A 24776-nucleotide genomic window follows, 5' to 3' on the forward strand; every position below is an offset into this window, starting at 1 on the left:
CTTATCGGTCACAGTGCAGGAATATGTGGTTACTTTGCCCTTGCCGTTAATGTTAAATGAGCCTACCTTAATACCTTTCTTCTTCAAGATACCCAACCTCCTTTTACCAGCCCGAAGGCCGTTGATTGGTATACTGCATATCCTTCTCGGTTACAAACGACAGAATCACCGCATCAGCTCGGTCAGGAGAATCAAGACCACGCTTCTTCATATCCTCTTTCCGCTCCAGGGCAATCCGTCCCTTGCTGGTCATACGGTACTTCCGCTGTGTTAACTGAGTGATCAACCTCTCATCATTTGGAAGCTCAATCTCCATTGACCCACCCTGCAGATGTTTGGAAAAGGCTTCTTGGAGAACATCCCTGAGAATGGCCCATGATTCGGTACCTCTGTTCTCGTAATGTTCCAGTTCATCATCGGTAGCCTTACTGCCGTTATTCACTGGGATGACCCACCAATCTGTAAGACCCTCTTCAAGAATCACCTCGTTCAGGCGGTCTGTGACTCCGCCGCCAACTCCACTGTCATCGACCTTGATCTCAACACGGCGAAGAGCTGGCATAACTCTCAGCATCTCCCTGCCAGCAGCAATAACTCTGCCGGCGGTGACCATGGTGTCTTGCTTGTTGTAGCATTGCAGTGGAAATACCTTCATACCGACTCGTGGGGCAATAACCGTTTCATCATCTCCGAAGCGTGCCACGTCCACTCCAATGTGAAGAGTGTCACCTCTCGCTTCGACACGAGCACCTGCCGCAAGTTCTACCAGCTCCAGGGGAATAAAAGCATCTGCTTCAGCCTTCGGAAACTCGCCGAAGACACGGACCCGAATAACATCGCTGTCTGCTCCATATTTATCAATCAGCATCTCGATGTTCTCGCGGCTGGTACGCTTGCTATCCCTGCTATCAACCTTATGGGTCTTGAACCTTGATCGGTCACGATTGTGAGAATCATAAAAAACCCCACTCGTCCGAGTCGGGTTACTACATAGCAAAAGCTTATTTCCGTCACCAGATAGTGTACCGAGTATGGTTTCCATGATCCGGTCATCAATACCCGATGCTTCATCGACTACAAATAGCATGTAATCTTCATGAAACCCTGCCATGTTTTCTGGTTTCGTCGCTGTCCTGGCTGTCGCAAACCAGCGTTCCTCATGACCCACCATATAAATCTTGGTCTTGGTCCATTTCAGCAGGTTCTTTACCAGCGAGCGTTCTAACCACTTGGAAACCTCAGCCCAAAGCACATCATGCAGTTGCTGTTTGGTCGGAGCAGTACAAACCACTTTAGGGTTAGGTCGGCAGCAGAGGAACCAGATAACAAGAGCTGCCTCAAATGCCGTCTTTCCCACACCCTGACCGGAGCGAATACTGGTACGTGGATGCATGGATACATCAGCCATTGCCTTCCGCTGCCAATCGTCTGGATCAAAGCCGAGCATATCCTCGGAGAAAGCGACCGGATCGTCCCAGTATAAATCAATGAGATCAGTTAGAGCAGCGACGGCATTGTACGGTTTACTACTCATGTTGTTCACTCGCTTTCAAGGCTCTGCGCCGCTCTGCAATCTCTCGAATTGCATCAGTCCAGCTCGCGGTTGCACCTTCTGCTCCTTGCATCTTCTGGAGCTCAATCCGGAGGATTTCCGTGCGTACCTGTTTTTCTTCATCGACCGCAATAAGTTTGTTCTTCAGCTCAATAGCGCGGATCTTCTTATCCTGTATGCGGGTTAAGGCTTCTTCCAGCTTCAAGATGTCATCCAGTTTGCGGAATGTCTTCTCCTCCACCTTGGAGAGTACCATTTCATCACGGGTAACCGGAACACTCTTCGTAATGCCTGACTTCTCATCGTGAACGGTACCCATGCCCTTGATGCTCTTAAGCTCTTGCAACTCACTGCGCTCTTTCTCGGTTAGGCCGTCCATCAGGTTCTTGATCCGCTGCATCATGCGACGTTCCCGTACAGAAAGAAGGGTAATAGATTCATCAGCCTGAGCAACTGGATCAGTATTAATATGATCCATTAGCTGCTGTTCGGCTTCAGTAAGAGTGTCTAACCAGATCATTTCATGTTCACCAGTGGTAACGGCCTTCTTGTTACCGAAGGGACCGCCATGGCCGCCCTTGTTACCGAGGGCATTCTTACTACCCGGAGGAGCGCCGCCTTTGTTGCCCAAGGCGTTCTTGTTACCCTTCGGCGCGCCCGTCTTTCTTTTAGAATGTTCCTGTTTATTTGGAGCGTTCCCTTCATCAGTTCGGAACGTTCCGTTCAAATGACCAGACCAGTTATCCTTACTCTTCCAGCCCCGAATCGTACCAGCAGACACATTCAACTGAGCTGCAATTTCTACAAGATCGAGCTGCCCGCCGCTGTCCAGCCATAACTTCTTAGCTTCTGCCCTTTTTGGGTCTCTTTCTCTTGGCATTTACATTTCACCACCCCCGGAATAATCTGTAAACTTTCCATTTACTTGTGCCGATATATCATTAAAACTAATTGGAGGTCAATATATATGTCTTATACTAGAATTTATCAAATTGAAGAAGAATTGCGAAAGATAAAAAAAGTTAATCCCGATAATATTGAAGATGCAAAAAACAAATTGCTTGATTATAAAAATCGTAACCAAGTTAGTGAAGAAGATTTAAAAAACACAAGAATTAAATTTCAAAGCCAACTATCCAGCTCTCCTGCGGTATCAAACGCACTAGCAATATCTGCTATAGCCATCTCCCTGCTTACAGGAGCCTTTGGTCTAGTACAATCCACAGACCCCTTTTATCAAGTTCTATATTCTATAACAACACTCTTGATCGCAGGAATAATGATTTATTTCAATTCTATCAATAGCAACACTTACAAGAAGTGCGCTTCCTACACAATCATGATTGCAATAATTGATGAAATTTTATAGATAATCGTCAGCCGGTTGAGCTTGAACAATTACTAAAGAATCTGGCTTGCTTATGTTAAGTCGGTTTTGCTGTAGGGTCAGGCTCAAACGCATCAACACACCTTATGACTTGTACCGTCCTGCCATTCTCCAACTCCATCCTCACAATTGGACGTCCTCTATCACAAACGCTGAAATCGACTCTCAGAAGGTCATATATAGGCATGAAAAAAAGCACCCGTTAAGGTGCTTCGTTTTATCCTCTTATTCCTTCTCTTACCCCTTTAAGAATCACTTTATACGCATCTGCTACAGCTTCCGCGCTTAAATGAACTTGTGTGAAACTCGCTATTGCCGAGTGTGCAGCGTCAACACCTGAAATAGCTACTCCCCTTGCCTTTATAAGTTCTTGGGTGATCTCAGCTGCTAATTCATAATCTGTCTTAGCCATCTTTTAGACACCTCCCTTCGACATCATAATTCGACGTCTAGGAAGATTTCCCCTTCTGACAAACAGGTCTGCCACAAAACTGCCTTGTTCCTTCCCAGCGACCCCATATGCAACGAGCGCACTTCGCCGGCTGATTCAGATGCTCTTTAACCAGCGGATGCCGGATGCTATTCTTCTTTTTCGCCATGATCATTTTCCTTTCCCGAATACAAGTAAAGCCATTGGCTCATTTCCTGTTTAGAAATCGAACTAGATTTAAGTGCCGCCTCCAGATCGCGTTTCCATGCTTCCGAACCAACGACATCAATCTTTCGTTCCAGATCAGGCTTCGTCTTACCTATCAATGTCCGAGCTGTGGTCTTAAGCGCTCTACAGATATCCCCGATATTCTTACTTTTGCTATCATCCAGTAAATAAGCGAGCAAGCGCTGTTCCTTCTTATTGAGTCTATATGGTCCTGCGAGAGTATCCGCAACCTCTTCACAGGTCATTTCCATATCATTAAGCTCTGCTGCTATCTCCACTAGAATCACCCTTTCGGCATAATAAAAAAGCCGCCCAATTATGAGCGACTTCCGAGTTATGTATTACGGTGCCGTGCTTTGCTGTATTTTTGCTCCAAAATCATCTATTCCGTATTGGAAGAAGAGATACAGCCCTACCAAACCAACAATTCCAACTAAAAACTTGTGAGCTTCACCTTTTACTCGCAGAATCCGTAAGAGTATCGCAGCTGCGAGCATCGGAAGAAGCAGATACAATCCCAACCCTTCAGCTATGGCCAGTGCCATCGCATTAAATGTTTTACTCACTGAATCACCAAAAATATCCATATAACACCTCCTGCCACTTTATTTCGACAGAAGGAATTAAATTCCTGCAAACATAAGTACGGCGTCCGCTAAGCGTCCGCAGCAAATGCGCTTCGCTCTTTGCTTAAAATCTTTATCTCCATTGTTACAGAGGAGAACAACACCATTTTACTGATCCTGATAAATCGAAGTCAAAGCCACTACATCCGATCACAGACAATACGCTCCCGTAAATCTCAACTAGCCTCCTATTTACTCACTCATTCGATAATAGCGGGGGCAGGGATTTGAACCCCGGCTTCGGCCCGTTTCTTGCTGGCGTTGCGTCCAGACACCCCTCATGTATAAGGCGATAATTTATTAGATGCGGCTATCGCTAATCCGCCATTCCCGGAATGGGAGATATTCGCCCTCGGCGCTATCGCTCCTCAACAGGCATTATCCAGTTTTTTGTTCGGCACTTACTCAGGTAGCCGGCTACCTCCACGATCCATACTTTAACCGCTGTGGTCACGGTTCTAGGGGACAAGGGAATTCAAGTACAGAGTAAATAGAAAAGCGAGAGGAGGTACGCCCCGGTTAATGCTACATTGCTGTAGCCGTGCATGTCACTCTCGCCCGATTTCCACATTACCAATATAGCACGGTAGAATCTTCATGTGGTGTTCAGAAAACCCCGCTATTCCGCCATGTTTTCTTCAGTTCCTCTTCAAAATTTCATCGAAGAATCCCATCTGTACTAGGGAGTTCGCTATCATCTTGGTTCCCCTCTCAATGTAACGATCCACGGTGCTGCCTGATGCATAAGTAAACAGGATCGTATTGCTGCGGTTATGTCCTTCAATGAAGCGAGCCTTGATCACCTTCTTTATTCCCTGGTGCGGGATTAGGTTGTATGCCCGGAAGATCATGAACGTATAAACGCGATACCGCTCATACATCCACTTCTGCTTTTCAGTCAGGATCACAGCATTGGCCGTTTTGTCAGCATACAGCTCATCCGCGCTTAGCCTGCGAGCAACCTCTCCATCAACCGCGACCTGAGCCATTTCTGATTGGAATCCGTTAAAATCCTCAATAAACAAAATCATGTCTCTATATCGTTCGAGATAGAACTCGGTTTCTTCGATTTCCTTGTCTGATGCTTTAGCGAACAGTTCCCCTTGTTCGTATACCATCGCCATTCCCCTCATTCCCCTTTATGTTATAATGTCAAGAGGAATGCTTTTCATTTTAGGACCCCCGCCCCGGCCAAGGATATGGGGGTCTTTGTTTGCTTATCAAGCGAATCTTCCATTTCGAGGTATCTTACCATCTTCATCAAGAACGACATTACTAAGTATGATTGCTGAAGACTCTGGCACGCCTATACCGCTGTATTCTCCGCTGTTGATGCGGAATCCAACCTTATCTCGAACTGCTCGGAATGACGCTCCTGAGACTATCGTGCCGCGCGGTGTAGTGAGTGTATCTGTAGTTTTAATGATCATCCTCTTCTCCCTCTTATAACTTAGTCATTATTTGAAATAAACTCGTCTATCTCATTCACAGTATTTCTCACAACATACACTTGCCCATCAGTAGTACATATCCTTGTATGTTCTCCATCATCATCAGCAAAGTACCTTTTGATGTGATCAACGTTAATTCTCATGCCCTCTACCTTAATAAACTTTGCCATCTGTTATCCTCCCTTATACCTCTATTAGTTCTGGATTCTCGTAGATGTTGCCGATGATTTCTTCGTCCAGGCAGTCGTATAATGGCATATCTCCAGCTAGGAACATTCCATCCTTAAAACGGACTTTCACCTTAACACTCAACCCTTTATGCTCCCACAATAAGATATATCCTTCGTAGATCTCCTGTTCATTCTTGTCCTTTAACCCCGTGTACTCTAATAGTTCGAAGTCAGACATCCTCAGTACGTGGTATCCCTTTCCGTCCATTTCCATGTATACGCCCAATACTTTAGTGTCAAAATTAATCATTACCAGATTTTCCGAATGAATCATGACTCCTAATGGCTTGTACCACGCGCGATATTTTGGGACTCTGCTCAATCTGATCGTCTCCTTTGATTGGGGTTTCAGCCCCCTAAATTGTCCGTTACAGTGCTTCCGTAAAGCATTCTTCCCGATACAGCACGCCTTCGATTAATAACCAGCCCGGCTTATATCGTGTTGCTTGATAGGAAACACCTATCAGTAGATCGTAGTTATTATGCCATTTGAAATAAGTGACCTTCATGTCTCAGCCCCCTTATAAGTTCAGTACAGCCAACCCTGCGGCTGTCATTCGTCTATACTTGTACATTCAAGTTCTCCATTTGCTCTATTGCTTTCCCTAATCTCTCCAACTTCTCAAAGTTATTTTTCGCTTCAGCGATTTGCTTGTCTCTAACTTGGTCAGCTATCAACAAACGCAAATCATTATAGTTGTCCTTTAAATCTTCCAATGTCTCTATCACATCTTTCAATTTCACTAGTTTCATGGCTCTCCTCCTTGGCTTTCAGATCTGGTCTACACTCTGAACACCATTCATATCCTTCAACGGGCTTATTTCTTCCACAGCGGGCACAAGACTCTTCATTAAGCCAATCTGTTCCCTCCTTGGGTGCTGGGGTATCTGGGTAAAGGGTGGATATAGCCTCTCCATATAATTCATCGGCATCGCCGCTTATCAACCAATCATTTTCATCGTTTGCCGCCTTAATGATTGATTCCAGTTCTTTTACTCGTGCCTCTGCTGCGTCTGCACGCTCTGAGTATTTTCCAGCCTCAACTATTTGTTTCTCATATGCTGATTCTAAGCCGCCATACGCCCCCAACCAGTAGAACAGTGAATCAAGCACATTGTTAAGGTGGCTAATGTCATACTCATATCTGGCTGTATGGGCCATCTCCATATCCTTTTGCCAGTCCCTTTGTGTCATTGGGCTTCCTCCCCGACATGCGTTTGATCGTAACACCACACGCTGATTTTACCGTTCAAGTTTTTTTTTGTGGCGCTGGTTATGACTCCACTTTCCTTCATATCTCGTAGTACCTTTTTCCATTCCGTTTCTTTAGCTTCGACTTCAAATCTGTTCATCTCTTATATCCTCCTTGTGGGAGAGAGGGCTATTAACCCTCTCTGTCCCTGTATCTTCGTACTGTACAACAATTACTATGACTCTTGATGAAAAAGCTTTATTAAGCTAGCGGGCAGAATAGATATAGTTATGGTAATAACCAAGACCAGCTGCCGCGGATCCATCTGGCAACCTTGGCTAACTAGGGCAGAAGATAGATAGATAGATAGATTGAAATATATGGTATTATAGTGTTTAGAAAAATCTAAAAATAAAAATTCATAATGGAGCGATCTTAATGTTGATCCAATCATTTGAAGACGAAATACTTGAGCGAACCTTGTCCATGTTTGTCGAAAATATCCGAGCCATTCTTAATAGAAAGTTGCGAAGCATTTACCTTTACGGTTCGGCCATCCACAATGATTTATCCCCGGGATACGGGGATTTGGATTTTCTCGTCGTAATTGGTGAGGACCTAAGCCAAAATGAAATCGAACTTTTAAGAAAACAAAGATCCAATTATAGATCATCCCTTCTTAGAAGATCCGTCGATAGACAGATCCCCAACCTCTATACTGATATGCTTGAGGGCGCCTTTCTCACGATTAATATGCTGAGTGGAGAAAAGGGCAGTGGCTTATGGTGGGGAACAAAGCGCGAAACCATCTGGACAGAAAATCAATTAGACCTGTTCACCCTGTACACGATCAAGGAGCAGAGTATCTTGTTGTATGGTGAGTCCCATCTAGACAATATTCCATCTTACTCGAAGGATGAGTTCATTCTCTTTTTTAAAGAATATACCAAGTGCATGCGGAAGTTTGGCAAGGGAAATAGCCTTCATTCCATTGACTGGCTCCTGTTAGCATCCAAATTTATAGCTTGGTGGCAGGAAGGTGTTATCCTGTCTAAAAGCCAAGCAGCAGATTGGGGGCTTTTACATCTTAGTGGCAGATGGAAAGATAATTTGAAGAGATGCAAGGAGCTAAGGAAGAATCCAACCATGGTATCACGTCTAGAGTATTCCGAATGGCTGAGTAATTTGGAGCCAGCCATTATTGAAGCATCACATGATCTAGACAGAGCTCTCGAAACAACTATTCACTAAAGTAGAATCTTTATATTCTTGTAAAAAACAACTTTTTTTTGCTAACGGGAAACGTTGGTTCAACAACTCAGCAGCAGTCTATGACTTTATTTTCTCGTTCAGAGATGCCTTCGTTTAAAAACCGACTCTCCCTTCTACTGCACCGTATTGTCTACTCTTTAGGAGAGGAGGGATACTCCTACTCCCTTAATGATCTGGTTCGGCCCCCGCGTTGCTGGGTTTATGCTGTCGGACGATGGCTTTCAGCCTAATGAGTTACACTCTCTTTCGCCTTCGACATTTCAAGAAGCGCATCATATTCAGTCTTATTCAACTCAACTACCGTTCCTCCGAATTCCGCTTTTACATTTTGAATTTGGCTTAACAGCATAATTCCTGAGTTTGTTTGAAATAATCCGATCAAATCGCCACTTGGCATTACCGCTTTAAAATGCCTCACTTGGTTACTCATTCCCTTTCGCCCCCTGTAGTGTCATATATGCTGCCTCTGCCCTCTCTCGGGGGCTGGCGGTGAGTAAGTCACCAATATCTTCAAGATTTATTGATTCCCATCCGTCAATTTCTTCAGGTTCTACAGCGTCCTTCCATTTGACAATAGATAGATTCCAAACATACATTTTTGCGTCTACCTCTTTAGCCTTTGCCTGTACCTCTAGGCTGGCAGCAGGGTCGGTGCAATAGTCTGGCATTTTGTTTGTCCAAAGAAAGTCAGGTGCTGTTGCCCACATTCCTCCATGACCATCCTCTTTAAAATCAGTCCATCCCATCAACTCCGCCAGCGCCCGGTTAAGCTGCTGGTTGCTCCATTCCTTTACCTGTGTCATGACTTAGCTCCCTCCATTCCGAGCATGATAACTCGCTCACCGATCCCTTTTCCCGTTATTAGGATGCCTTCAACCTCTATTGACTTACTGGGCAGATGAGCAACCTCATATCCTTTATTGCGAATTGATTCTGCTAATGGTCCGATCATACTTGGCAGGATACCTATAGTTTCGTATCCACCGCCCTTGACCAAAACCGTTATTACGATTGGCTTTTCTTGGTTCATGCCTTGTCGCTCCCTTCCTTCAACAGTTCACGTGCTTTACTTCCTCTGTCGCTCGTAACCTTTGATTGACCTCTACCGAAGCTTGGCAGCTCCCAATGTTCTTGATTAGCATAGAACTCCAGTACCTCCCGTTGCCGGACTATGATCTGCTGTGCCTCTGATGACTTGCCCTTAACAAATATCAGTTCGTTGTAGTATTCAGAGGATCTAGCACACTGTTCATCATGAACGGCAAGTATCTTCCGTTTGTCTTCTTTTAGATCCTTGACCTGTTGCTCTGACTCTTTTAGAGCAGCCAGCAGCTCGTTCATGCCTTCACATAAGGCAAACACTTCGCCTCTCAAGTGCGCTTCTGCTCCTCTTGAATTGTCAGCAGCAAACCAACTATCATCAGCAGTTTGTTTGATCTCTTCTATCCGTTCTGGTGTCGGTAAGGAAACTTTTCCTGATTCACTCATTTGCCCCATACCTCCTTATGGCATGCCTTGCAAACTTCCAATTCATTACCGATGAACTTATTTTTCATGACCAGTTCTGAATGTTTTTCCTCACAGAGTTGGCAAAGTGTCCGACCACATTCGGGGCATTTCTTGAGTTCAGTCATATAACCTTTCCTCCGTGCCGTTGTGGACGTGTTGCGTTGTAAGCCATCTTCTCCTTAATTGCTTGCTCCAGATCGATTCCATAACGACCACAGGCGTCAAATACACGAATCACAATGTCTGCCAGCTCGGACGGTATGCCGCATGGTTTCCAAGTATCGTCTGCCATTTCTAAGCGAGTGAGCGTCATCCCGAAAGCGGACTTTTCTTCGTACCAAACCTCTGTAGGCTTCTTGCCATTTCTAAAGTCCTCCAGTGCCTCCGAAGCCTCTGAATGAATCAGGGCAATGATTTCACCAAAACTCCGTTCCTTAACCCACCAACCTTTGTCTACAGCATTACAGTGGGCTTCATTAACCAGCTCATTAATTGTTTTCACGCCTTCGCCGCCTCTCCTTCATCATCCACAACTAAAACTGACGATTCTCTAAGATTCCATCCGCTGTCTTTGCCTTGGCTGATATAAAATACAGAGCTTTCCTCACTGTATGCAATAACGCCTTCTGCCCATTGTTCGTCCTTGGAAAATCTGCCTAATGATAGATTAGTGAATTTGACTCGCTGCCCTTCGAAAAGGTCTTTGCCTTTATCATCAGCACGACCGATATATTGACCGACTGTCTCTGGTCGTACTTGGTAAGCAAACGGGAGTCCTGCCTCGTTGGAAATGTAATACCCCTTTTTCAGATGCCGCACGTCCTCGGGCAGTATTGCTAGATTCCCAATGTGCCAGTTTCCTTCAAGGTCCATGCCCCGGAATTTGTGCTCTCTGCTCATACTGGTTATCTCCTCTCATGATATAAAGCACATAATCAAAAACTATCGAATGGTATTATTTGGGCTGAATAGGTGTTAACTTGAGTAATATAGAGGTGATTGATGTGTCCAAATTTTTATATTTCCTACTTATCTTTGCGATGATTATGGTGTGCGCCCGTATTTGGCGGTCAAGACGTAAGTGAATTGTTTGTTGGGTGCTGTTATACCCCCTTATTTACTAATATCTCAGCAGCAGTGTTAACCTCACTCAACCATCTTTCGTAGGCTTCTCTCCCGGCACCAAGATTTCGTACACATTGCGAACGCAATGGGCAACGATGGCAGTTGTCTTTGAGATTTTCCCGACAGATTTGCTTGGCTGCTTCACTGAGATCTGTCATAGGCTAAACTCCATCTGCCCAACTGCCGGCTTATATCTTTCCAGCACCAACCCTCTACCGGAACCTACACACATCTCAGGTAAGTTTGCTCTTACCAAGGCTTTCGCAAACGGCGGTGGAACAGCATTACCACAACGGGCTACCTGTGCGCTCTTGGAATAACGCTTGCCATCGGCATCCACATTAATGATGTAATTGGATGGGAACCCTTGAGCTGCGAATAGCTCATGTGGCTCAAGCATTCTCATGCCGATATCTACGATCTGATATTCCACACCGTGAATCGTCACAAGCCCAAATCTATCTTTGGTAACTACCGTTTGCAGGGGATCTGATAGATCCTGTCCTACGCTAGAACCGTAGTAAGCAATCAGAAAGGCTCTAACCTCTCCGATATGCAGCCCTCCGGCTGTCACTGTGTGGACTGGCTCATCTGTTGCGTGACCGATATTCGTTCCTCGTAACTTGACCATGTGGCTTGTAACTAAAGCACTCTTTCCGCCTCCGCCAGCTGTCACTGTTCCGATCGGATCATCTATAGCACTACCAACTGACTCTCCGAAATGACGTGCAACGTGAGCTGTAACGATGGCATTATGATCCACCGTTGTGACAGTGGAAAGTGGTTCGTCTACTGCGTTACCTGGTCCTTTATATCCGCCACCATAGTGCTTAATCAAGCAAGCTGCGGCAAGAGCGAATTTGTTACCTCCTGCAGTTACAGTTCCAACAGGTTTATCGAGGTCTAGGACTCGTTTCCCTTCTGGATCTCCGTAGCCCATCTGAATCAGTGTAGGACTAACAAGCAAGTGTTCTGCTTTGGTAGTAATTGTAGTTAATGGATCTTCCACTTCGTATTGCAGGCAGTCACCACCAAATCCAGTCTGACCAATACGAGCAATATAGGGAGTTACTAGACCCCAACCATTCTTTGAAGTGATAGTCTTAAATGGCTCTTCGATAGAATCGCAATAATGATGATTAGATCCACTATGGTTCACCCGCACTATAAACGGATTAGCATTATTGATTACGAACTTCTGAATACCCCGAGCGATTCGACGTAAAGTGTTATCAGCCAGTGGCTTTTTACGTTCAAATATGGATGGGCAAGGAAGCGACCAATCTATAATTTCAGCAGCAGTTCTCCATGGCGCACGCTTGCCGGCTAACACTTCCTGACTATCCGGGGCTCCGTGCGTGGGTTCCGGCCAGACTATCGGGCGTCCATCGCGGCGAGCAATTAGAAACAGTCGTTTACGAATTGTTGGCGCTCCGTAATCGCATGCTCTCAGTTCACGCCATTCCACGTTATATCCTTGACGGCGTAGAGCGTTGACGAAGCAATTGAACGTCCGTCCCTTTTGATCAGGATCGGGATAACCGTCTTTCATCAGCGGTCCCCATGTTTTAAACTCTTCAACATTCTCCAACATGATCACCCGAGGACGTACCGTAGCTGCCCATCTTACTGCGATCCATGCAAGCCCTCGAATGGTCTTTTCTACAGGTTTTCCACCCTTGGCTTTACTGAAGTGCTTGCAGTCGGGTGATAGCCAAACCAATCCTACTGGACGACCTGCTGCAATTTCTCGGGGATCAACGTCCCACACAGATTCACAGTAATGTTCAGTTTCTGGATGATTCGCACGGTGCATGGCTATAGCTGCTGGATCGTGGTTAATCGCTATGTCCACTGAGCGTCCAGTTGCAAGCTCAATCCCTGTGGAAGCACCTCCGCCACCTGCGAAGTTATCAACGATGATTTCTCTCATCTTGGATACACCACCTTGATTTTTTTTGTAAAACATCCCACTCTAAACAATCCTGGACTTACTCCAAAACCCTTTAGTGTCGGTGTTAACTGCTTTATTACGTTTCATTAAGAACTCATAATGTCTAGAACCGTACTTCTCGATCTGATTATTTCGATTCTGAATGATATCAGCGATCAGCTTATCGAAGTCATCTGTACAGTAAAAATACCGGAGGTACCGATCAAGCTCAACATAACTGCGATCGATATTCTTTAGTAAGTTGAAACGATTGGAGACGTCACGCTTGCCCATATGATCACTGATTCTGACGCTATTCGCCACGCCGTAATCGAACTTGAGATAAACACTGTTAGTGGTGTAAGCGTCGTATCTCTGAACGGTTATTCCTCGTGCCTTAACGGCCCGCGCAATCCGGTCCGCTAACTTCCGTATCGATTCATCTTTTGAATGTGATTTGCCCATGGGTTTGCACCACCTTCAGTTCTGCTAGTTCTGCCGAGTATTGATAAAATGCTGCTGCATCCCAGTTGTCGAGTGCTGGGTCAATTTGTTCTTGCAGCTGCTCAATCCGATAATTACGCACAGCTGTCTCCCAAACCACTTCGATATAAGAATTCAAGGCCAGTGCATAGAGTCCAATGAAGAACATGCTGTGGTCACCTCCTTGTAAGAGAAGAAGCAGCTATTAAGCTGCTCCTCCGCTACTTTTCATTTTCTTTGCTGCTAGCTTCCGGTATACGCTATACCGCGATGACAGCTGCCCACTCGTCATACCATTCTCATTAGCGATTTCCCGCCAAACCTTATTTTCCTTAAGTCGTTTCTCCAGTAGGTCGGGGAATGGTACAGGTTGACCGTTATACTCCACTTCAGCAAAGATCGGACGTTCTGCGAGAATGAAGGCGTCAAGCTGTTCCTTGTCGACATCATCAGCCTCATCTTGGTCAGATGATGGTTGCCCTTCACCACTTGCAGGATCGACTGCCGGCTGGCCGCTATCTGATTCCCAATCAGGCGTGAATCCATTACCTTCTTCGTTTTGATTGGAGCCATCTACTTCTTCAATGACCATGTCTCCCGACTCACCTTCAGCAGAGCCGCCATCCTCAGTGACTGGAGCAGCCTCTGCTGCTGCGGAAGGAGCTACACCCTGGGACTGCATCCACTCATGCCAAGCTGCTGCGGAAGGAGCTACACGCTTGCGATATTCATCAATCTTCTCGACGATCTTTCCGCTACTGATTCCGAGCTCAGAAGCGATCTTCATGTATGTCTCACCACTTGCCAAGCGGAGGGAAAAGGCGACAAAGTCATAATCCAAATCCTCATACGTTGGAGCCAGACCAGACTGGATAAACTCTTCAATTACGGATAGGTCAATTTCTGCCGGCTGTTGTTTGATTTCAATCTTCTCAGCGGGTAGGCCCAAATCCATTGATAGTTGTTCTCCTTCTGGCTTAACCTCGGAGACAATACCGTTGTCCACCTTATAGGTTCTGATAGGCTTCTCTGTCCGGGCATTGATTTCAATGTTGTAATTCACAACCGTTGAATCAAAGGACGCTGTAACCTTATCTCCAATCATTTCATGCAGCCATTCAATCTTTCCGCGAAGTTCTTCTCCTGAAACGCAAAGCAAGATGTTCACATCACCGTCTGCCTTCAGATCTACCTTTTTAACAAGCCCCTTGAAATCAAGATATCCCATGATTACGCAACTCCCTTAATATGTTTTTGGTGGTAAGCCCAGCAAAGCGCCAGAGCATCGGAAGGATCGAACAGTCGTTGCTGAACGTCACCCTTCTTGTATTTGCCCTTAGGATCATTTGTTTTGTAGAGAACAGGTACGGCCAATTCGTCATAATCCAGGTTAAACAGCATCTGCATTTCGACAGCTACGGTCTCCTTGTCCGCGTTCCCTTTACCGGTCTGCATCTTCAGTTCAGTTGGACGGATATGAGCAATTTTAATTCCAAGATGTAGAGCAGCCAGAGTGACCATGGAGAATGCTCCGACCAAGGCCAGAACACTGTTTGCATTTTTGAAGTGAACCGGACGCTCCAGGATAACCAAATCCGGTTGCTCCTGTTCAATCATTCGGAAGGTATCTTGATAAATGGCGTCCAACACATCCGGCATAGCGATCTTACTGAAATCCCGCAATCCTAAATCAATTGACTTGCCGTTCTCCATCGTTGCCCAGCCTGCGTAATTTGTGCCGTGGTCAATACCCAGAATCTTCATTATCAGTTCCTCCCCTCTCTCTGCGCGGCTTCATTGCAGTGTCCAGTACATACACCGTACCGATGACATGCCCACGTTTATCAAATACAGCGAAGTAATACTTCTGCTGGAATAAAGGATCAATAGGTCTATCAGGAATCAACTGACCTCACCTCGCTTCCCCATTACTGTTTCAAACTCAGCAATACCCTCGTCAATTTCTGACGAACCCAGCTCAACGAATTCAGAAAGTAGTATGTTACGATCAGGCACCAATCCAGTATGAGTGTACTGAGTAACCATGTAGTGATACACGTGCCAATAGTTCCAGGCACCCATCACACTGCCCTCCTGATCGTCCGCAACTTGCTAGAGTACCGATTTATCAGTACTAACTGAGCGTGTGTATCCCGCTCTACTAGCCAATTCTCAGCAATCAATCCTGCTTCCTTGATCTCCTGCTTTTGTCGGCGTGTTGGTCGTTTCCCCTGCTTCATCACAATTCCCCTTTCTACGTCCTTGTTCCGTTTTAAATATTTTCATGACTTCGACCATTTCCCGTTGATTGAATGGTCCGTGAAATATGCCATTTGTAACAATCACTAAACCATCCTCATGCTGTATTGCTCCGAATTTTAGTTTTGAAAAGTCCAACATGGCAACACATTACAATCCAAGAATGGTCAAAACTTGCCGTATTGCTTGAATAGCAGCTTGATTTTCAGGTGTCTTCCTGCTGTACTGATCAAACAAATGGCACAGCGATCTCTGATCTGCCCGCGACACATTGGTCTGTTCTTCTACGATCTCATAGTCGTTGTCGATAATATTCAGGTCGTTAATAGACCCTTTATTTTCAAGTAATTTCACCGCAAGCAATTCGTCAATTGCGTTTCTAAGTTCAAACGACTCCGGTACGGTGAGCCGAATGTTAGGGGTATCTTCATGAAAAGGAAGCGCCAGGACGATTCCATAGTCACTCCCATAACGTTGAAGCACTATAATGTCATCTTGACTACCCGTAAGAAAGCTAGTGAATTTAACAGTCTGAATCATTTTCATCGCTCCTTAAGCAATTTGCTGCGTTTCTTTTTTAAACCCAAGCTTTACCAAGCCAGTAGGACCATTACGCTGCTTCGCCAGATTAACTTCCATGACGCCCGGGTCCGGTGTGTCCAGATTGTAATATTCATCTCGGTACAAGAGGATAATATCATCTGCTACAGCACCGATAGCCGCACTTCCGGATAAATCCGAAATGAATGGCCGCTTATTCTGCCGGATGTCCACTTCTTGCTTTACCTGAGATAAACCAATCATCACACAGTCACAATCCTTTGCTGCCTTACGAAGCTTCTGACACACCCGATGAAGTCCTGAACCACTGTTATCATTGGCTGCGGCTTCTTCCAGCACTTCCTGAAGGTAATCCACGATAACTAAGTCTAGCCCGTCCTGCCGTTTTAAACGACGCATTTCAGAACAGATATAATCTGCTGTCACGCTGCGACTATCATCGATATGGATCCGCCTTACTAAGTCCATGTGTTGGGAGATCATATCTAAGTGACCCGGTGTTAAATTCCCTGATCGGATAGCCTGCATTGAAATTCCAGATAAGTTCGATAGTGCTCGGTTATATTTCTGCTCCTTCGACATTTCAAGCGAGAAGCTCGCAACCTTGAACCCACGCTTCGTCACTCTCAGTTCGATTTCATTGGCAAATGCTGATTTACCTATGCTGGTTCGAGCTCCAACAACAATCAGGTTTTTTCGTTGAAATCCAAGCGTGAGCCGATCAATACCTTCCCATCCAGTCATCAAGCCGAGGGCTCTGTTCGGGTCTTGGGTTTTAAGTATCAAATCTTCATACCAACTGATAATGTCATCCATCCGAGTATCTTCTTGCAGTGCCTTTGGACGTATATCCAATGCCCGTTGTTCAAATTCGTCCAAGATACCTTCAAAGCTTCCAGCTGAAATGTCTCCAAATTTCCCCTTGTATTCTTCCACCAATACCATCGCCTTTCGGCGGGCATCAGCTTCGATCAACTCACGGACATTTTTTTCTATTCTCCCAGCCGTCACAGCCGCTTGGGTTAATTTAGTTAGATAATCAAGGCCGCCTACCTTCTCAAGATGCTTTCCAAAAACCGTAGCGAAAGTGGTAAATGATAACTCCCGCCCTTGCCTGTGAAGCTCTTGGATCATCTTCATCAGATTTCGATGCCAAGGCTGTGTGAACACTCCCGGCTGAATGGGGACAGCAATCTCAGAGACAAGGGACGGATCAAGGAAGAATGCACCTAGGATTTCAATTTCAAGCAGTTCCGTATTGAGCAAGTCGCTGTTCATCTGCCTTTCGTATGCGCTCCATGATCGGATCGTTTTCAGGGATATCTGTCACTACAGGCGAATCGCGTCCGCCGCCGGCAATAACATCCGGACCACCGCGTTTCCGATATCCCTTCAAAATCCCTCCGACATAAGCCAGAGTCAGAACCTTATGCCTTGTCGCTTCCCTCATCGCTTTCAGCATCCATTCCCCTCCGTAATCGTCGTAAAGAACTCCAAATTCTTCGGTTTCAAAAGGTGTCACCTTGCCGCCTTCGGTGAAGTTTTTTTCATACGCTTGGTAGAGATATCCGAAGGAATAATTAGGGTTGCTGCCGACAGGTTTAGGCTCTGTATCTATTTCAGATAAAGTACCTTTATTACTACTGCTCTTTTTAATAATTGCTTTAATACTTTCTTTAGAGACGCTGAAAGCCTTGATATGACTGGGATAGAGGCGTCTCACGGTTCCCGATTTGGGAACCGGATAGTTCCCTTTTTGGGAACCGCTCAGTTCCCTTTTTAGGAACTCAGTTCCCGATTGTGTAACTGAGTTCCCTTTTTGGGAACCAGTATCCGGTTCCTGATTCGGGAACTCAGTTCCCTTTTTAGGAACCGATTTTGAAAGGTTAGGTGACTGATTTTCGATATTTAAGCTGATTAATTCTTTCATTTTTTTGAGGTCAAAACTTTCAATTGGATCGACCGTCCACTGGTCATAGTGCTTATTAATTTGGAAAATGTTCAAACTTTGTTCCCAAAGAATCACACTCTTTTCGACTAGCCCTAAGAGCTCTGCCCGAATGTGATTCTTCCGGATTCCGCAATATTCAAAATGCTTTAGCTGCGGTATAATTGCCGATGGCTTCCCGCACCCCCAGCTCAACGTCAGAATGAAATCGATGATGTTACGCTGTCGCTGAGTGAACTTCCGCCGGATCAGCTCTCTATGAATTTCGTGGTTGATACGTATGTGGGCGTCCGTGGGCTGGGGGTTCACGTTGGAATCCACCGGCACCGCCTCCTTACCAGTCCTGGCTAATTTTGATATCTATTCTCTGTACCGTACAACCGTGCGTGAGGTGGGCTCCAAGCGGGCGGACCGTACTTGTTGAGGTAACCAAGACGGTTCAAGTAATCATCTACTGGCCTCTCAACATGCATTCCCTTAAGCAGTTCCCAGCAACCGTACACATCATTAAGCGCTCGATGCGCGCCAGTTAATTCAATCCCGTATCTATCACACATGTTCTCGAGCTTGTGTGGGTAAAAATGGCGATCCCGGCTGATAGTCAGGGTATCAATGAAAGGATTGATGAAGGTCCTGCCTGCCAGTCTCTGAAGCGCGAAATGAAGGAATGATAGATCAAAAGCTGCATTGTGAGCAACCAGCAGACTGTCTCCAATCATACGGTTGAGGACACGGAAGGCTGTCTCCTCATCCATCCCCCCCACAAGCATAGAGTCCGTGATTCCCGTAATCTCCGTGATCTTAGCTGTTAGTTTACCTTCAAACTGAATCATGGTACGAAATTCACTTACGACTTCGCCGTCAATGCACCGGATAGCTGCCATTTCAATAACCTGATCACGTTGCGGGCTGAGACCTGTTGTCTCAAAATCAAAAACTGTCACATTACTGAGCATTAGAAACTTTCACCTCTTTCCGATAAAAAATCGTAGTCCACTCATCAGACGCCCCTTGATCTCCATAAACACAGAAGTGAGTTGAAACAATGTCTTCTGCTGGTATAGAAGATAGAAAAACATTTACCGTTGCTTCAGTAGCATTAACAAACACTTTTTGCTGAACAATCTTCAGGTCAATCACCCCCTATCATCCTGCAGGTAAACAAATGGGTATTTCACCCGTTTGACCGTAAAACCGGGATAACCACGGGCGAAGTACTCCCGGGTCTCCCGCTTGAACTCTTCCTGGTCCACCTTCATGATCTTCCAGATCCGCTCGCCCATCATGCTCTTCATGAGTGGCTTATCTTCAATCATCGATCTGCTACCCGGACGAGCGCGCCGGTGGTCTCCTGAATCTCTTGCTTGAAGCGCTCAGCATCGCTGTTTCCATCTGACAAGTGCAGCAACCAAATCTCCTCGACATTCCGGGTATCATTGGCTTTCAAGAAGTCTTTCACGTGCTCCAGTCCAAAGTGTGAGCGAAGCAGCCGTTTCTTCTGTGCCGGATGAAGATTACCTTTAGCTACCCGTTCATTGACGATATCCAGAGAATAATTACATTCACACATGATGTGAGTCAGCCCACTGAAGCGATGCCGGCAGTAATAGGTATCTGTCAGGAAGACTAGCTTATCACCCGCTGTATTCGCCAACAGGAAGCCCAAGGGCTCCTCCACATCATGCTGAACATCAAAAGGTAGAATTGTCCAAGTACCTATTGTGAACTGTTCTAACGCCTTTATGATCTTCAGACGATGTCCTGACAACCCTCTAGCAGTTGCCGTACCTGCGCTGGTGTAAATGTTTATACCTGCTCGCATGATGTCAGGAGCAGCCTTGCTATGATCCAGATGTTCATGTGTGATAAGGCATCCGGCAATGTCTGACATTCGGAAGTTAAGCGCCCGCTGTATCAACTTATAAGGAAAACCGGCTTCCAGCAGAAGCACGGTATGCCCGTCAGATATGCGATAGGCGTTACCCGCGCTGCTGGAGCCGAGACATTGGATGTCAATCATCAGAACTGCATCTCTTGTTCAAGAGGAGGAACATCATCAGCAAAGCCTTGAGGATCATCAACAGGTTGCTTTGTACTTGGTGTCGGCTGTTGTTTAGCTGGCGGTGGAGCAACACCCGGCTTGATATCAATCACTTCTCTGTTCGCACGCTCTGCGATCTCTGCTCTGACTTCTTCGTTAGTCACATCAATACGTTCGTCATACTCGTTTTCTGTCGAGCGATTAATAGCATCGACCAGTAGGTCGCTGTCGTCACTGGTGTTGATGTAAGCCTTGGCCGCACGGTTGATGACAGTCCGCTTTGCCATCTCTTGTGGGAATTTTTTATGGACGGATTGACTTGTTTTACTCTGACTCCACGATGCGTCAACTTCCTTTTTCGTCATGACGGTAAGGATTTCTTCATCATCAACCGACTTCACGACAGCATACACACCTAGAATTTCATTGTCCCGATTTTCAAAATTGGTTTCGTGTTTAACCAATTTTTCACGTCCGCCAGCAACTTCATATTCGAATACGTCACCCTTATAAATCACGTTTGCCCAAATATCTTTGACGTTGGACAAACGTTTAAGAACGGCTTGTGTTCCAAAATAGGAGCGATTAAGCTGAAGCTTGCTGCCGTACACAATGAAATAGCATTGTGTCTTGGCCGGACTTAATCCTTGCACAACCATATCCAACAGTGCATTTGCGACAGATTCCCGCGAGCACACCTCCAGCGCAGGCTTGCCATTCTTATCCTGTACCTCCTGGAGTTTGAAGAAGGCGCTTTTTAGCGCATTGCTCGCATTGTAATTCGCTGGCAAGATCAACCCGTCATCCTGCAACCGTGTAAGGCTCCGATTAACATCATCAGTGATGTCCTTTTGAATAATCGCCACCTGATTACCTGTACTCATTCCTTAAATCGCCTCCTGTATAGCTGCCGTCTCAATACGCAGCTTCTTGTCTACTTCACTTACTACTAGCCGAATGACCTGGGCATCTGTATCAATCAGCCTCGTCACTGCCTCGGCATTATCCACGAAGATAGGAGCCGAGAATCCGTAATGCTCACCCAGCGTATTGATGATGTCTAGACCGACATTGATACGAGCCGCATTGTTGAGTCCACCATCATAAGGAACTCCCTTATAAAGGGTGTCGCATACTTCCTTGATCCCGCCGTTGATTTGATCCTCAAAGAGTCGAAAACGTGCTAGCTTGAATTTGCTGTTGATCTTGGCATCCAGCATGCTGACCTTGGTCTTAGTAAATTCCTCGCAGAGGAATAGCTCGTGCTGTAGTCGTTCGTACTCTGCCGCAAGTTCCCGCTCCTGTTTCTCTAGCTCCATCACCCGCATTTGCGCCCGGCGTACACTATCGAATTTAGCGAGATCACGCTCCATTTCTTCGATCTCAGCACGTTGCTGGCGAATTACGAAACGGGTTGTTGCTGCAGTTTCTTCACCTGAAGTTCTCAATACTTCAATCTGCTGTTTAACTTGAGTAGCTTCAGCCTGCTTCTTGGCATATTCAGGATCGGTCGTTGGGTCCTTGACACCCATTCGCAGTTCATTCAACTCATTATCAGCACCAGTCAACTCTGTCTGGAGAACTTGAAGTGTACTATTTAGAGTCTCTATTTCTACTTGGAGTCTGGCTGTATCTTCCTCAAACTTCTGAGCATCAGCAACGGCCGCTTTACCAGATGCATTAATGCGTTCTTTACGCTCTGCAAGTTTCCGGTTAAAGTCAGCCTCAGCCTTATCGTGCGCAGCCTTGACCTGATCTTCAGGTAAGGACTGTCCGCAGGCTGAGCAGTGAGCATCGTGACCTTCCGGGTGTTCGAAGACAAGGCCTTTAAGTTCAGCGAACTCTGTCCGCAGCCGTTCCGCTTCTTGCCTACGATTCACTGTTGAACGTTCATTCTGCTGGATACGCTGCTGTTTATCCTCGATCTCACGACGATACCGATTGACCTCAATGTGAATCCGGTTCACTTCATCTCGCTTGAGTGCAAGTTTATCCAGTACATCTGAATGCATTCGGCTCTTGATGTCTATCAGTTCACTTTCAATCTCACGAAGCTGCTTTTCCTTAACCGCTACCTCACCACCTGAAAGAATCCGAGAAAGCTCGGCCTCCCCTGATTCCACCCGATTACGTAGGATCGCGATATCTTCCTTAAGGAGCTCTTCATCATCCAGTTCCGCAACATCCGGCATTTGGCGCTGCACTTCACTAATTCGCACCGGCAGTTCCTTGATCTCCTTGTTAATCACAGTGCATCGGGAAGAGATAACCTTTTTATGCGACTCAAGATCGCGATCTCCTAGGATACCTGGTAATGAAAAAAGTTCCTTGTTACCGTGGATGACCTCGGCATCCGTCAGGTCACCACACACTTCCAACAATGTCTTCCGACGGTCTTCCTTTTTCAGTTGTTCATTGAAGTAAGAAGGACTAGTCAGAAGCTTGAATAGATCTTCTTTAATGATAGAATCCACTTCGGTGGTATACTCTCCTTTTTTCACAGGAACACCATCCAAGAAGTAATTCGTCTCGTGACCTTCAAAGGCGTCCGTTGCGGAACCTCGCTTCTTAGTCCACTTCTCGGAGTATACTCGGCGGAAAGTACGTCGACGTCCATCGATGAGGAATACTCCCTCGACCTCATGTTCCAGCTTGTGTTGTAGAACTTTACCAGCTCCATCTAAGCCCTTAATCTCGAAATCAGCCTTGTTTTGACTGTCCTTTCCAAATAAGAGCCAAACAAATCCGTCAAACATAGTGGTCTTTCCAGTAGCATTGTCACCATATACATCAGCGTCCCCGCCATTAGCGGCGAGGACATGATTCTTTATTCCTTTGAAATTATTGAGCGTCAAGCGCTCCAGAACGATACGCTTCAAGCGATTCCCTCCTCGATTGCCATATTGCATTCGGCAATTAGAATTAATTGCTGATCAGGTACTTCCGTATAACGGATACTTTCCAGATAAGTGTGGATAGCATATTCGACTTCAGCCAGTTGATCTGGATCAGCATGTAGCTGAACGGTTCCGGTTTGCTGCCGGATGGATAGTACCAGTGGTGCGTATTGCGTTGGCGGTACAATTTCAATTTCGATACTCTGCCCACTGATATGCGCAGAAAAGGCTGTTGACATTCCATTCCCTCCCTCTTGTGATGTTTAGCCTTTATCGTGTAAGATAAAGGCAGTGATAAAGCAATAACGCTATTCAGTTTTCAAAGAGCAAGGCGGCCCGTGCGAGGGGTCGCTTTTTTTCATTTGATGCGTCAGCCGCATCTCCCAACACCAAACCGGAGGAAGGTTAATTCTAAGGTTCGATGCTGGGAGACAGAGGCCAAAGCCGCTGCTCATATGAATTTTTCTCTTCGCTTTAACTCGGTATCAAATGCCGTTTTTATTGTTGGAGTAAGAAGGCTGCCAGTGATTTCAGAGATCAAATCCCATTTATGTGTTGCCTTCTTATTCTGTTCTACAGCAAGTTTGTAACGGATCGCATCAGTGAATCGACCTAAGTACGCAACATGCGTCAAGTTCACTGCTTCAAACCACCGTTGCCTATAATGGAGATAAGAAGCTACCAGAGCTTCAGCGAATTCCTTTACTTCATGCTCTGTCATGCCGCATCCCCCTTGCCTTTGCTGCGTTCATCGCGTAAAATGGACGCAACGAGATACTTTAAGCGAGTTCTTAACGAGGTCCGCCCTGCCAGGCGGGCTTTTTTCATTTGCACCTTTGCTGCTGCCAGATCCTTCTGATGCAGAGCGATCATCATTTCAAGCCATTTAATGTTGCTTGCTAACTTTACGGGATCAATAACTTCGGCCTGTTGTTTCAATAACTTCAAATTATGCTTAGCGTTTTTGGCTACGAAGCGAGCATCTCTTTCTAAATCCTCAAGTGTCATTTCAAACCCTCATTTCATGTATTGTTTGGCTTTCAAATCTGCACGATGTTCCTTCCAGGTCGACAACCAACTGAAGGAATACTCCTTGCAAAGCACTGCAGCCAGATGGGTCAGCGCCGTAATTGCTTCTACCGTCTCCATCAGCAACCGCTTGATTTGTTTACGCTCTGTATCGTTAAGCTGCTTATTTGTCTTACTGATTGGCACTTGACCGGATGCTTCTAGCACCTCTTTTACTTCCTCAACTGTCTTGAATAGCACGCTAGCTCTATGTAGATCAACATTGTCCAGCCAAGGAGCAGAAGCACCGCCAGTGACTTCCGCCGCGGCTGCCATATAGAGTTGACCGTCATCGTAATGCTCAACTGCTGCACTCATGACTGGCTTTGAAGCCTTACGGGTCCCTCTCGCAATTTTCCCTACTAATGAAGCATCTGCATGAACGATAAGTCCCGCCTTTTCCCTGGTATCACCTGAACGTTTTAGTGCTTGTTCTAATGCTGGTCCGAATTGTCCGATTGCCAACTTTTAATCCTCTCCTTTGTCCGGTTTTGCGGGTTATATCGGACAGAGGCCTGATGTATGATGTTCTTAAGCAATTCCCCTTGCCGCATTCCCTGCCCGCCGCTGCCGATACAGCTCG

At 45.9% G+C, this 24776-nt stretch carries 44 protein-coding genes; 2 read left to right on the plus strand and 42 right to left on the minus strand.

Annotation, left to right across the window (positions count from 1 at the left end):
• Positions 1 to 103: 103 nt before the first annotated feature.
• On the minus strand, positions 104 to 1534 hold the full coding sequence (locus NYE58_RS19830) for a DEAD/DEAH box helicase family protein (RefSeq protein ID WP_341002847.1): 1431 nt from the start codon (positions 1532 to 1534) through the stop codon (positions 104 to 106).
• Positions 1527 to 2432 (minus strand): phage terminase small subunit, encoded by a 906-nt coding sequence (terS, locus tag NYE58_RS19835; RefSeq protein ID WP_341002849.1) that lies wholly within the window; start codon positions 2430 to 2432, stop codon positions 1527 to 1529. The genes NYE58_RS19830 and terS overlap by 8 nt, the downstream gene beginning before the upstream one ends.
• An 87-nt stretch (positions 2433 to 2519) precedes the next feature.
• Here terS and NYE58_RS19840 point away from each other — a divergent pair, with 87 nt between their 5' ends.
• Entirely contained in the window at positions 2520 to 2921 is a 402-nt protein-coding gene (locus tag NYE58_RS19840; protein ID WP_340398101.1) for a hypothetical protein, read from the plus strand.
• 235 nt (positions 2922 to 3156) lie between these two features.
• Here the strand turns inward: NYE58_RS19840 and NYE58_RS19845 are convergent, their stop codons facing one another.
• The 11 genes from NYE58_RS19845 to NYE58_RS19895 form a co-directional block, all read right to left on the minus strand.
• Positions 3157 to 3351 carry a hypothetical protein gene (locus NYE58_RS19845; RefSeq protein ID WP_076138927.1) on the minus strand — a complete coding sequence of 65 codons (195 nt, stop codon included), beginning with the start codon at positions 3349 to 3351 and terminating at the stop codon, positions 3157 to 3159.
• A 167-nt stretch (positions 3352 to 3518) separates the two neighbouring features.
• Positions 3519 to 3875, minus strand: a complete 357-nt coding sequence (locus tag NYE58_RS19850; protein WP_341002853.1) for a hypothetical protein — start codon at positions 3873 to 3875, stop codon at positions 3519 to 3521.
• Positions 3876 to 3938: 63 nt separating this feature from the next.
• Positions 3939 to 4184 carry a hypothetical protein gene (locus tag NYE58_RS19855; RefSeq protein ID WP_076143511.1) on the minus strand — a complete coding sequence of 82 codons (246 nt, stop codon included), beginning with the start codon at positions 4182 to 4184 and terminating at the stop codon, positions 3939 to 3941.
• A gap of 677 nt (positions 4185 to 4861) precedes the next feature.
• On the minus strand, positions 4862 to 5347 hold the full coding sequence (locus NYE58_RS19860) for a hypothetical protein (RefSeq protein ID WP_341002855.1): 486 nt from the start codon (positions 5345 to 5347) through the stop codon (positions 4862 to 4864).
• Positions 5348 to 5443: 96 nt separating this feature from the next.
• Positions 5444 to 5653 carry a hypothetical protein gene (locus NYE58_RS19865; protein WP_341002857.1) on the minus strand — a complete coding sequence of 70 codons (210 nt, stop codon included), beginning with the start codon at positions 5651 to 5653 and terminating at the stop codon, positions 5444 to 5446.
• A gap of 20 nt (positions 5654 to 5673) precedes the next feature.
• A complete protein-coding gene (locus NYE58_RS19870) occupies positions 5674 to 5844 on the minus strand; it encodes a hypothetical protein (RefSeq protein ID WP_341002859.1) in 171 nt (56 codons plus the stop codon).
• A 13-nt stretch (positions 5845 to 5857) separates the two neighbouring features.
• Positions 5858 to 6226 carry a YopX family protein gene (locus NYE58_RS19875; protein ID WP_341002860.1) on the minus strand — a complete coding sequence of 123 codons (369 nt, stop codon included), beginning with the start codon at positions 6224 to 6226 and terminating at the stop codon, positions 5858 to 5860.
• A 46-nt stretch (positions 6227 to 6272) separates the two neighbouring features.
• A complete protein-coding gene (locus NYE58_RS19880) occupies positions 6273 to 6413 on the minus strand; it encodes a hypothetical protein (protein WP_341002862.1) in 141 nt (46 codons plus the stop codon).
• A gap of 52 nt (positions 6414 to 6465) precedes the next feature.
• Positions 6466 to 6591, minus strand: a complete 126-nt coding sequence (locus tag NYE58_RS19885) for a hypothetical protein (RefSeq protein ID WP_341002864.1) — start codon at positions 6589 to 6591, stop codon at positions 6466 to 6468.
• Between the two features lie 4 nt (positions 6592 to 6595).
• Positions 6596 to 7099: a hypothetical protein gene (locus NYE58_RS19890; protein WP_341002865.1), complete on the minus strand. Its 504-nt coding sequence runs from the start codon at positions 7097 to 7099 to the stop codon at positions 6596 to 6598.
• Positions 7096 to 7257 carry a hypothetical protein gene (locus NYE58_RS19895; protein ID WP_341002867.1) on the minus strand — a complete coding sequence of 54 codons (162 nt, stop codon included), beginning with the start codon at positions 7255 to 7257 and terminating at the stop codon, positions 7096 to 7098. The genes NYE58_RS19890 and NYE58_RS19895 overlap by 4 nt, the downstream gene beginning before the upstream one ends.
• A 278-nt stretch (positions 7258 to 7535) precedes the next feature.
• On the opposite strand from NYE58_RS19895, the gene NYE58_RS19900 reads away from it, so the two are divergent.
• The gene (locus NYE58_RS19900) at positions 7536 to 8348 is read left to right on the plus strand and encodes a nucleotidyltransferase domain-containing protein (RefSeq protein ID WP_076277314.1); all 813 of its coding nucleotides are present in this window, start codon (positions 7536 to 7538) and stop codon (positions 8346 to 8348) included.
• 247 nt (positions 8349 to 8595) lie between these two features.
• On the opposite strand, the gene NYE58_RS19905 is transcribed toward NYE58_RS19900, so the two are convergent.
• The 29 genes from NYE58_RS19905 to NYE58_RS20040 all read right to left on the minus strand — a co-directional run bounded on the left by NYE58_RS19905 (position 8596) and on the right by NYE58_RS20040 (position 24658).
• Entirely contained in the window at positions 8596 to 8799 is a 204-nt protein-coding gene (locus NYE58_RS19905; RefSeq protein ID WP_076277313.1) for a hypothetical protein, read from the minus strand.
• A complete protein-coding gene (locus NYE58_RS19910; RefSeq protein WP_341002872.1) occupies positions 8792 to 9172 on the minus strand; it encodes a hypothetical protein in 381 nt (126 codons plus the stop codon). The genes NYE58_RS19905 and NYE58_RS19910 overlap by 8 nt, the downstream gene beginning before the upstream one ends.
• A complete protein-coding gene (locus tag NYE58_RS19915; RefSeq protein ID WP_341002875.1) occupies positions 9169 to 9399 on the minus strand; it encodes a hypothetical protein in 231 nt (76 codons plus the stop codon). The genes NYE58_RS19910 and NYE58_RS19915 overlap by 4 nt, the downstream gene beginning before the upstream one ends.
• The gene (locus NYE58_RS19920; protein WP_341002877.1) at positions 9396 to 9857 is read right to left on the minus strand and encodes a hypothetical protein; all 462 of its coding nucleotides are present in this window, start codon (positions 9855 to 9857) and stop codon (positions 9396 to 9398) included. Before NYE58_RS19920 ends, NYE58_RS19915 begins: the two co-directional genes overlap by 4 nt.
• A 142-nt stretch (positions 9858 to 9999) precedes the next feature.
• Positions 10000 to 10380 (minus strand): hypothetical protein, encoded by a 381-nt coding sequence (locus NYE58_RS19925; RefSeq protein ID WP_341002879.1) that lies wholly within the window; start codon positions 10378 to 10380, stop codon positions 10000 to 10002.
• Positions 10377 to 10778 (minus strand): hypothetical protein, encoded by a 402-nt coding sequence (locus NYE58_RS19930; RefSeq protein ID WP_076277310.1) that lies wholly within the window; start codon positions 10776 to 10778, stop codon positions 10377 to 10379. The genes NYE58_RS19925 and NYE58_RS19930 overlap by 4 nt, the downstream gene beginning before the upstream one ends.
• 203 nt (positions 10779 to 10981) lie before the next feature.
• Positions 10982 to 11161: a hypothetical protein gene (locus NYE58_RS19935; protein WP_144024925.1), complete on the minus strand. Its 180-nt coding sequence runs from the start codon at positions 11159 to 11161 to the stop codon at positions 10982 to 10984.
• Positions 11158 to 12936, minus strand: a complete 1779-nt coding sequence (locus NYE58_RS19940; RefSeq protein ID WP_341002975.1) for a DNA cytosine methyltransferase — start codon at positions 12934 to 12936, stop codon at positions 11158 to 11160. Before NYE58_RS19940 ends, NYE58_RS19935 begins: the two co-directional genes overlap by 4 nt.
• A 42-nt stretch (positions 12937 to 12978) precedes the next feature.
• Positions 12979 to 13401 (minus strand): hypothetical protein, encoded by a 423-nt coding sequence (locus NYE58_RS19945; protein WP_341002881.1) that lies wholly within the window; start codon positions 13399 to 13401, stop codon positions 12979 to 12981.
• Entirely contained in the window at positions 13376 to 13588 is a 213-nt protein-coding gene (locus tag NYE58_RS19950; protein WP_341002883.1) for an IDEAL domain-containing protein, read from the minus strand. Before NYE58_RS19950 ends, NYE58_RS19945 begins: the two co-directional genes overlap by 26 nt.
• 36 nt (positions 13589 to 13624) lie before the next feature.
• Positions 13625 to 14647: a hypothetical protein gene (locus tag NYE58_RS19955; RefSeq protein ID WP_341002885.1), complete on the minus strand. Its 1023-nt coding sequence runs from the start codon at positions 14645 to 14647 to the stop codon at positions 13625 to 13627.
• Between the two features lie 2 nt (positions 14648 to 14649).
• Positions 14650 to 15183, minus strand: a complete 534-nt coding sequence (locus NYE58_RS19960; RefSeq protein ID WP_076143482.1) for a crossover junction endodeoxyribonuclease RuvC — start codon at positions 15181 to 15183, stop codon at positions 14650 to 14652.
• Entirely contained in the window at positions 15164 to 15325 is a 162-nt protein-coding gene (locus NYE58_RS19965; RefSeq protein WP_341002887.1) for a hypothetical protein, read from the minus strand. The genes NYE58_RS19960 and NYE58_RS19965 overlap by 20 nt, the downstream gene beginning before the upstream one ends.
• Positions 15322 to 15501: a hypothetical protein gene (locus tag NYE58_RS19970; protein ID WP_076143481.1), complete on the minus strand. Its 180-nt coding sequence runs from the start codon at positions 15499 to 15501 to the stop codon at positions 15322 to 15324. Before NYE58_RS19970 ends, NYE58_RS19965 begins: the two co-directional genes overlap by 4 nt.
• A complete protein-coding gene (locus NYE58_RS37525; protein ID WP_179089007.1) occupies positions 15501 to 15659 on the minus strand; it encodes a DUF6906 family protein in 159 nt (52 codons plus the stop codon). Before NYE58_RS37525 ends, NYE58_RS19970 begins: the two co-directional genes overlap by 1 nt.
• Positions 15592 to 15819 (minus strand): hypothetical protein, encoded by a 228-nt coding sequence (locus tag NYE58_RS19975; protein ID WP_341002890.1) that lies wholly within the window; start codon positions 15817 to 15819, stop codon positions 15592 to 15594. The genes NYE58_RS37525 and NYE58_RS19975 overlap by 68 nt, the downstream gene beginning before the upstream one ends.
• Before the next feature lie 9 nt (positions 15820 to 15828).
• Positions 15829 to 16218 carry a hypothetical protein gene (locus NYE58_RS19980; RefSeq protein ID WP_341002891.1) on the minus strand — a complete coding sequence of 130 codons (390 nt, stop codon included), beginning with the start codon at positions 16216 to 16218 and terminating at the stop codon, positions 15829 to 15831.
• Positions 16219 to 16230: 12 nt separating this feature from the next.
• Positions 16231 to 17517, minus strand: coding sequence for a replicative DNA helicase (locus tag NYE58_RS19985; RefSeq protein ID WP_341002892.1), 1287 nt, complete (start codon positions 17515 to 17517; stop codon positions 16231 to 16233).
• Positions 17483 to 18508 (minus strand): replication protein, encoded by a 1026-nt coding sequence (locus tag NYE58_RS19990; protein ID WP_341002894.1) that lies wholly within the window; start codon positions 18506 to 18508, stop codon positions 17483 to 17485. Before NYE58_RS19990 ends, NYE58_RS19985 begins: the two co-directional genes overlap by 35 nt.
• Before the next feature lie 26 nt (positions 18509 to 18534).
• Positions 18535 to 19143: a 3'-5' exonuclease gene (locus NYE58_RS19995; protein ID WP_341002896.1), complete on the minus strand. Its 609-nt coding sequence runs from the start codon at positions 19141 to 19143 to the stop codon at positions 18535 to 18537.
• Positions 19133 to 19327, minus strand: a complete 195-nt coding sequence (locus NYE58_RS20000) for a hypothetical protein (RefSeq protein WP_341002898.1) — start codon at positions 19325 to 19327, stop codon at positions 19133 to 19135. The genes NYE58_RS19995 and NYE58_RS20000 overlap by 11 nt, the downstream gene beginning before the upstream one ends.
• The gene (locus tag NYE58_RS20005) at positions 19324 to 19503 is read right to left on the minus strand and encodes a hypothetical protein (RefSeq protein WP_341002900.1); all 180 of its coding nucleotides are present in this window, start codon (positions 19501 to 19503) and stop codon (positions 19324 to 19326) included. Before NYE58_RS20005 ends, NYE58_RS20000 begins: the two co-directional genes overlap by 4 nt.
• On the minus strand, positions 19500 to 20207 hold the full coding sequence (locus NYE58_RS20010) for an MBL fold metallo-hydrolase (RefSeq protein ID WP_341002902.1): 708 nt from the start codon (positions 20205 to 20207) through the stop codon (positions 19500 to 19502). Before NYE58_RS20010 ends, NYE58_RS20005 begins: the two co-directional genes overlap by 4 nt.
• Entirely contained in the window at positions 20207 to 21112 is a 906-nt protein-coding gene (locus NYE58_RS20015) for a recombinase RecT (protein WP_341002904.1), read from the minus strand. Before NYE58_RS20015 ends, NYE58_RS20010 begins: the two co-directional genes overlap by 1 nt.
• A gap of 3 nt (positions 21113 to 21115) precedes the next feature.
• Entirely contained in the window at positions 21116 to 23107 is a 1992-nt protein-coding gene (locus NYE58_RS20020; RefSeq protein ID WP_341002905.1) for an AAA family ATPase, read from the minus strand.
• Positions 23104 to 23364: a hypothetical protein gene (locus tag NYE58_RS20025; RefSeq protein ID WP_341002906.1), complete on the minus strand. Its 261-nt coding sequence runs from the start codon at positions 23362 to 23364 to the stop codon at positions 23104 to 23106. Before NYE58_RS20025 ends, NYE58_RS20020 begins: the two co-directional genes overlap by 4 nt.
• Before the next feature lie 212 nt (positions 23365 to 23576).
• Positions 23577 to 23846: a hypothetical protein gene (locus NYE58_RS20030; RefSeq protein WP_341002907.1), complete on the minus strand. Its 270-nt coding sequence runs from the start codon at positions 23844 to 23846 to the stop codon at positions 23577 to 23579.
• A complete protein-coding gene (locus tag NYE58_RS20035; protein ID WP_341002908.1) occupies positions 23843 to 24133 on the minus strand; it encodes a hypothetical protein in 291 nt (96 codons plus the stop codon). The genes NYE58_RS20030 and NYE58_RS20035 overlap by 4 nt, the downstream gene beginning before the upstream one ends.
• Positions 24134 to 24142: 9 nt before the next feature.
• Entirely contained in the window at positions 24143 to 24658 is a 516-nt protein-coding gene (locus NYE58_RS20040; protein WP_076133696.1) for a transcriptional regulator, read from the minus strand.
• Between the last annotated feature and the right edge of the window lie 118 nt (positions 24659 to 24776).

Source organism: Paenibacillus sp. FSL L8-0708 (assembly GCF_038009325.1).
GTDB classification, from domain to species: Bacteria; Bacillota; Bacilli; order Paenibacillales; family Paenibacillaceae; genus Paenibacillus_AQ; species Paenibacillus_AQ odorifer.

Bases quoted from the DNA above. Each gene is read 5' to 3' on its own strand.
- NYE58_RS19830 (WP_341002847.1), bottom strand. From the start codon at position 1,534: ATGAGTAGTAAACCGTACAATGCCGTCGCTGCTCTAACTGATCTCATT.
- terS (WP_341002849.1), bottom strand. From the start codon at position 2,432: ATGCCAAGAGAAAGAGACCCAAAAAGGGCAGAAGCTAAGAAGTTATGG.
- NYE58_RS19840 (WP_340398101.1), top strand. From the start codon at position 2,520: ATGTCTTATACTAGAATTTATCAAATTGAAGAAGAATTGCGAAAGATA.
- NYE58_RS19845 (WP_076138927.1), bottom strand. From the start codon at position 3,351: ATGGCTAAGACAGATTATGAATTAGCAGCTGAGATCACCCAAGAACTT.
- NYE58_RS19855 (WP_076143511.1), bottom strand. From the start codon at position 4,184: ATGGATATTTTTGGTGATTCAGTGAGTAAAACATTTAATGCGATGGCA.
- NYE58_RS19860 (WP_341002855.1), bottom strand. From the start codon at position 5,347: ATGGCGATGGTATACGAACAAGGGGAACTGTTCGCTAAAGCATCAGAC.
- NYE58_RS19865 (WP_341002857.1), bottom strand. From the start codon at position 5,653: ATGATCATTAAAACTACAGATACACTCACTACACCGCGCGGCACGATA.
- NYE58_RS19870 (WP_341002859.1), bottom strand. From the start codon at position 5,844: ATGGCAAAGTTTATTAAGGTAGAGGGCATGAGAATTAACGTTGATCAC.
- NYE58_RS19880 (WP_341002862.1), bottom strand. From the start codon at position 6,413: ATGAAGGTCACTTATTTCAAATGGCATAATAACTACGATCTACTGATA.
- NYE58_RS19890 (WP_341002865.1), bottom strand. From the start codon at position 7,099: ATGACACAAAGGGACTGGCAAAAGGATATGGAGATGGCCCATACAGCC.
- NYE58_RS19895 (WP_341002867.1), bottom strand. From the start codon at position 7,257: ATGAACAGATTTGAAGTCGAAGCTAAAGAAACGGAATGGAAAAAGGTA.
- NYE58_RS19900 (WP_076277314.1), top strand. From the start codon at position 7,536: ATGTTGATCCAATCATTTGAAGACGAAATACTTGAGCGAACCTTGTCC.
- NYE58_RS19905 (WP_076277313.1), bottom strand. From the start codon at position 8,799: ATGAGTAACCAAGTGAGGCATTTTAAAGCGGTAATGCCAAGTGGCGAT.
- NYE58_RS19910 (WP_341002872.1), bottom strand. From the start codon at position 9,172: ATGACACAGGTAAAGGAATGGAGCAACCAGCAGCTTAACCGGGCGCTG.
- NYE58_RS19915 (WP_341002875.1), bottom strand. From the start codon at position 9,399: ATGAACCAAGAAAAGCCAATCGTAATAACGGTTTTGGTCAAGGGCGGT.
- NYE58_RS19920 (WP_341002877.1), bottom strand. From the start codon at position 9,857: ATGAGTGAATCAGGAAAAGTTTCCTTACCGACACCAGAACGGATAGAA.
- NYE58_RS19930 (WP_076277310.1), bottom strand. From the start codon at position 10,778: ATGAGCAGAGAGCACAAATTCCGGGGCATGGACCTTGAAGGAAACTGG.
- NYE58_RS19935 (WP_144024925.1), bottom strand. From the start codon at position 11,161: ATGACAGATCTCAGTGAAGCAGCCAAGCAAATCTGTCGGGAAAATCTC.
- NYE58_RS19940 (WP_341002975.1), bottom strand. From the start codon at position 12,936: ATGAGAGAAATCATCGTTGATAACTTCGCAGGTGGCGGAGGTGCTTCC.
- NYE58_RS19945 (WP_341002881.1), bottom strand. From the start codon at position 13,401: ATGGGCAAATCACATTCAAAAGATGAATCGATACGGAAGTTAGCGGAC.
- NYE58_RS19950 (WP_341002883.1), bottom strand. From the start codon at position 13,588: ATGTTCTTCATTGGACTCTATGCACTGGCCTTGAATTCTTATATCGAA.
- NYE58_RS19955 (WP_341002885.1), bottom strand. From the start codon at position 14,647: ATGGGATATCTTGATTTCAAGGGGCTTGTTAAAAAGGTAGATCTGAAG.
- NYE58_RS19960 (WP_076143482.1), bottom strand. From the start codon at position 15,183: ATGAAGATTCTGGGTATTGACCACGGCACAAATTACGCAGGCTGGGCA.
- NYE58_RS19970 (WP_076143481.1), bottom strand. From the start codon at position 15,501: ATGGGTGCCTGGAACTATTGGCACGTGTATCACTACATGGTTACTCAG.
- NYE58_RS37525 (WP_179089007.1), bottom strand. From the start codon at position 15,659: ATGAAGCAGGGGAAACGACCAACACGCCGACAAAAGCAGGAGATCAAG.
- NYE58_RS19975 (WP_341002890.1), bottom strand. From the start codon at position 15,819: ATGTTGGACTTTTCAAAACTAAAATTCGGAGCAATACAGCATGAGGAT.
- NYE58_RS19980 (WP_341002891.1), bottom strand. From the start codon at position 16,218: ATGATTCAGACTGTTAAATTCACTAGCTTTCTTACGGGTAGTCAAGAT.
- NYE58_RS19985 (WP_341002892.1), bottom strand. From the start codon at position 17,517: ATGAACAGCGACTTGCTCAATACGGAACTGCTTGAAATTGAAATCCTA.
- NYE58_RS19995 (WP_341002896.1), bottom strand. From the start codon at position 19,143: ATGCTCAGTAATGTGACAGTTTTTGATTTTGAGACAACAGGTCTCAGC.
- NYE58_RS20005 (WP_341002900.1), bottom strand. From the start codon at position 19,503: ATGATTGAAGATAAGCCACTCATGAAGAGCATGATGGGCGAGCGGATC.
- NYE58_RS20010 (WP_341002902.1), bottom strand. From the start codon at position 20,207: ATGATTGACATCCAATGTCTCGGCTCCAGCAGCGCGGGTAACGCCTAT.
- NYE58_RS20015 (WP_341002904.1), bottom strand. From the start codon at position 21,112: ATGAGTACAGGTAATCAGGTGGCGATTATTCAAAAGGACATCACTGAT.
- NYE58_RS20025 (WP_341002906.1), bottom strand. From the start codon at position 23,364: ATGTCAACAGCCTTTTCTGCGCATATCAGTGGGCAGAGTATCGAAATT.
- NYE58_RS20030 (WP_341002907.1), bottom strand. From the start codon at position 23,846: ATGACAGAGCATGAAGTAAAGGAATTCGCTGAAGCTCTGGTAGCTTCT.
- NYE58_RS20035 (WP_341002908.1), bottom strand. From the start codon at position 24,133: ATGACACTTGAGGATTTAGAAAGAGATGCTCGCTTCGTAGCCAAAAAC.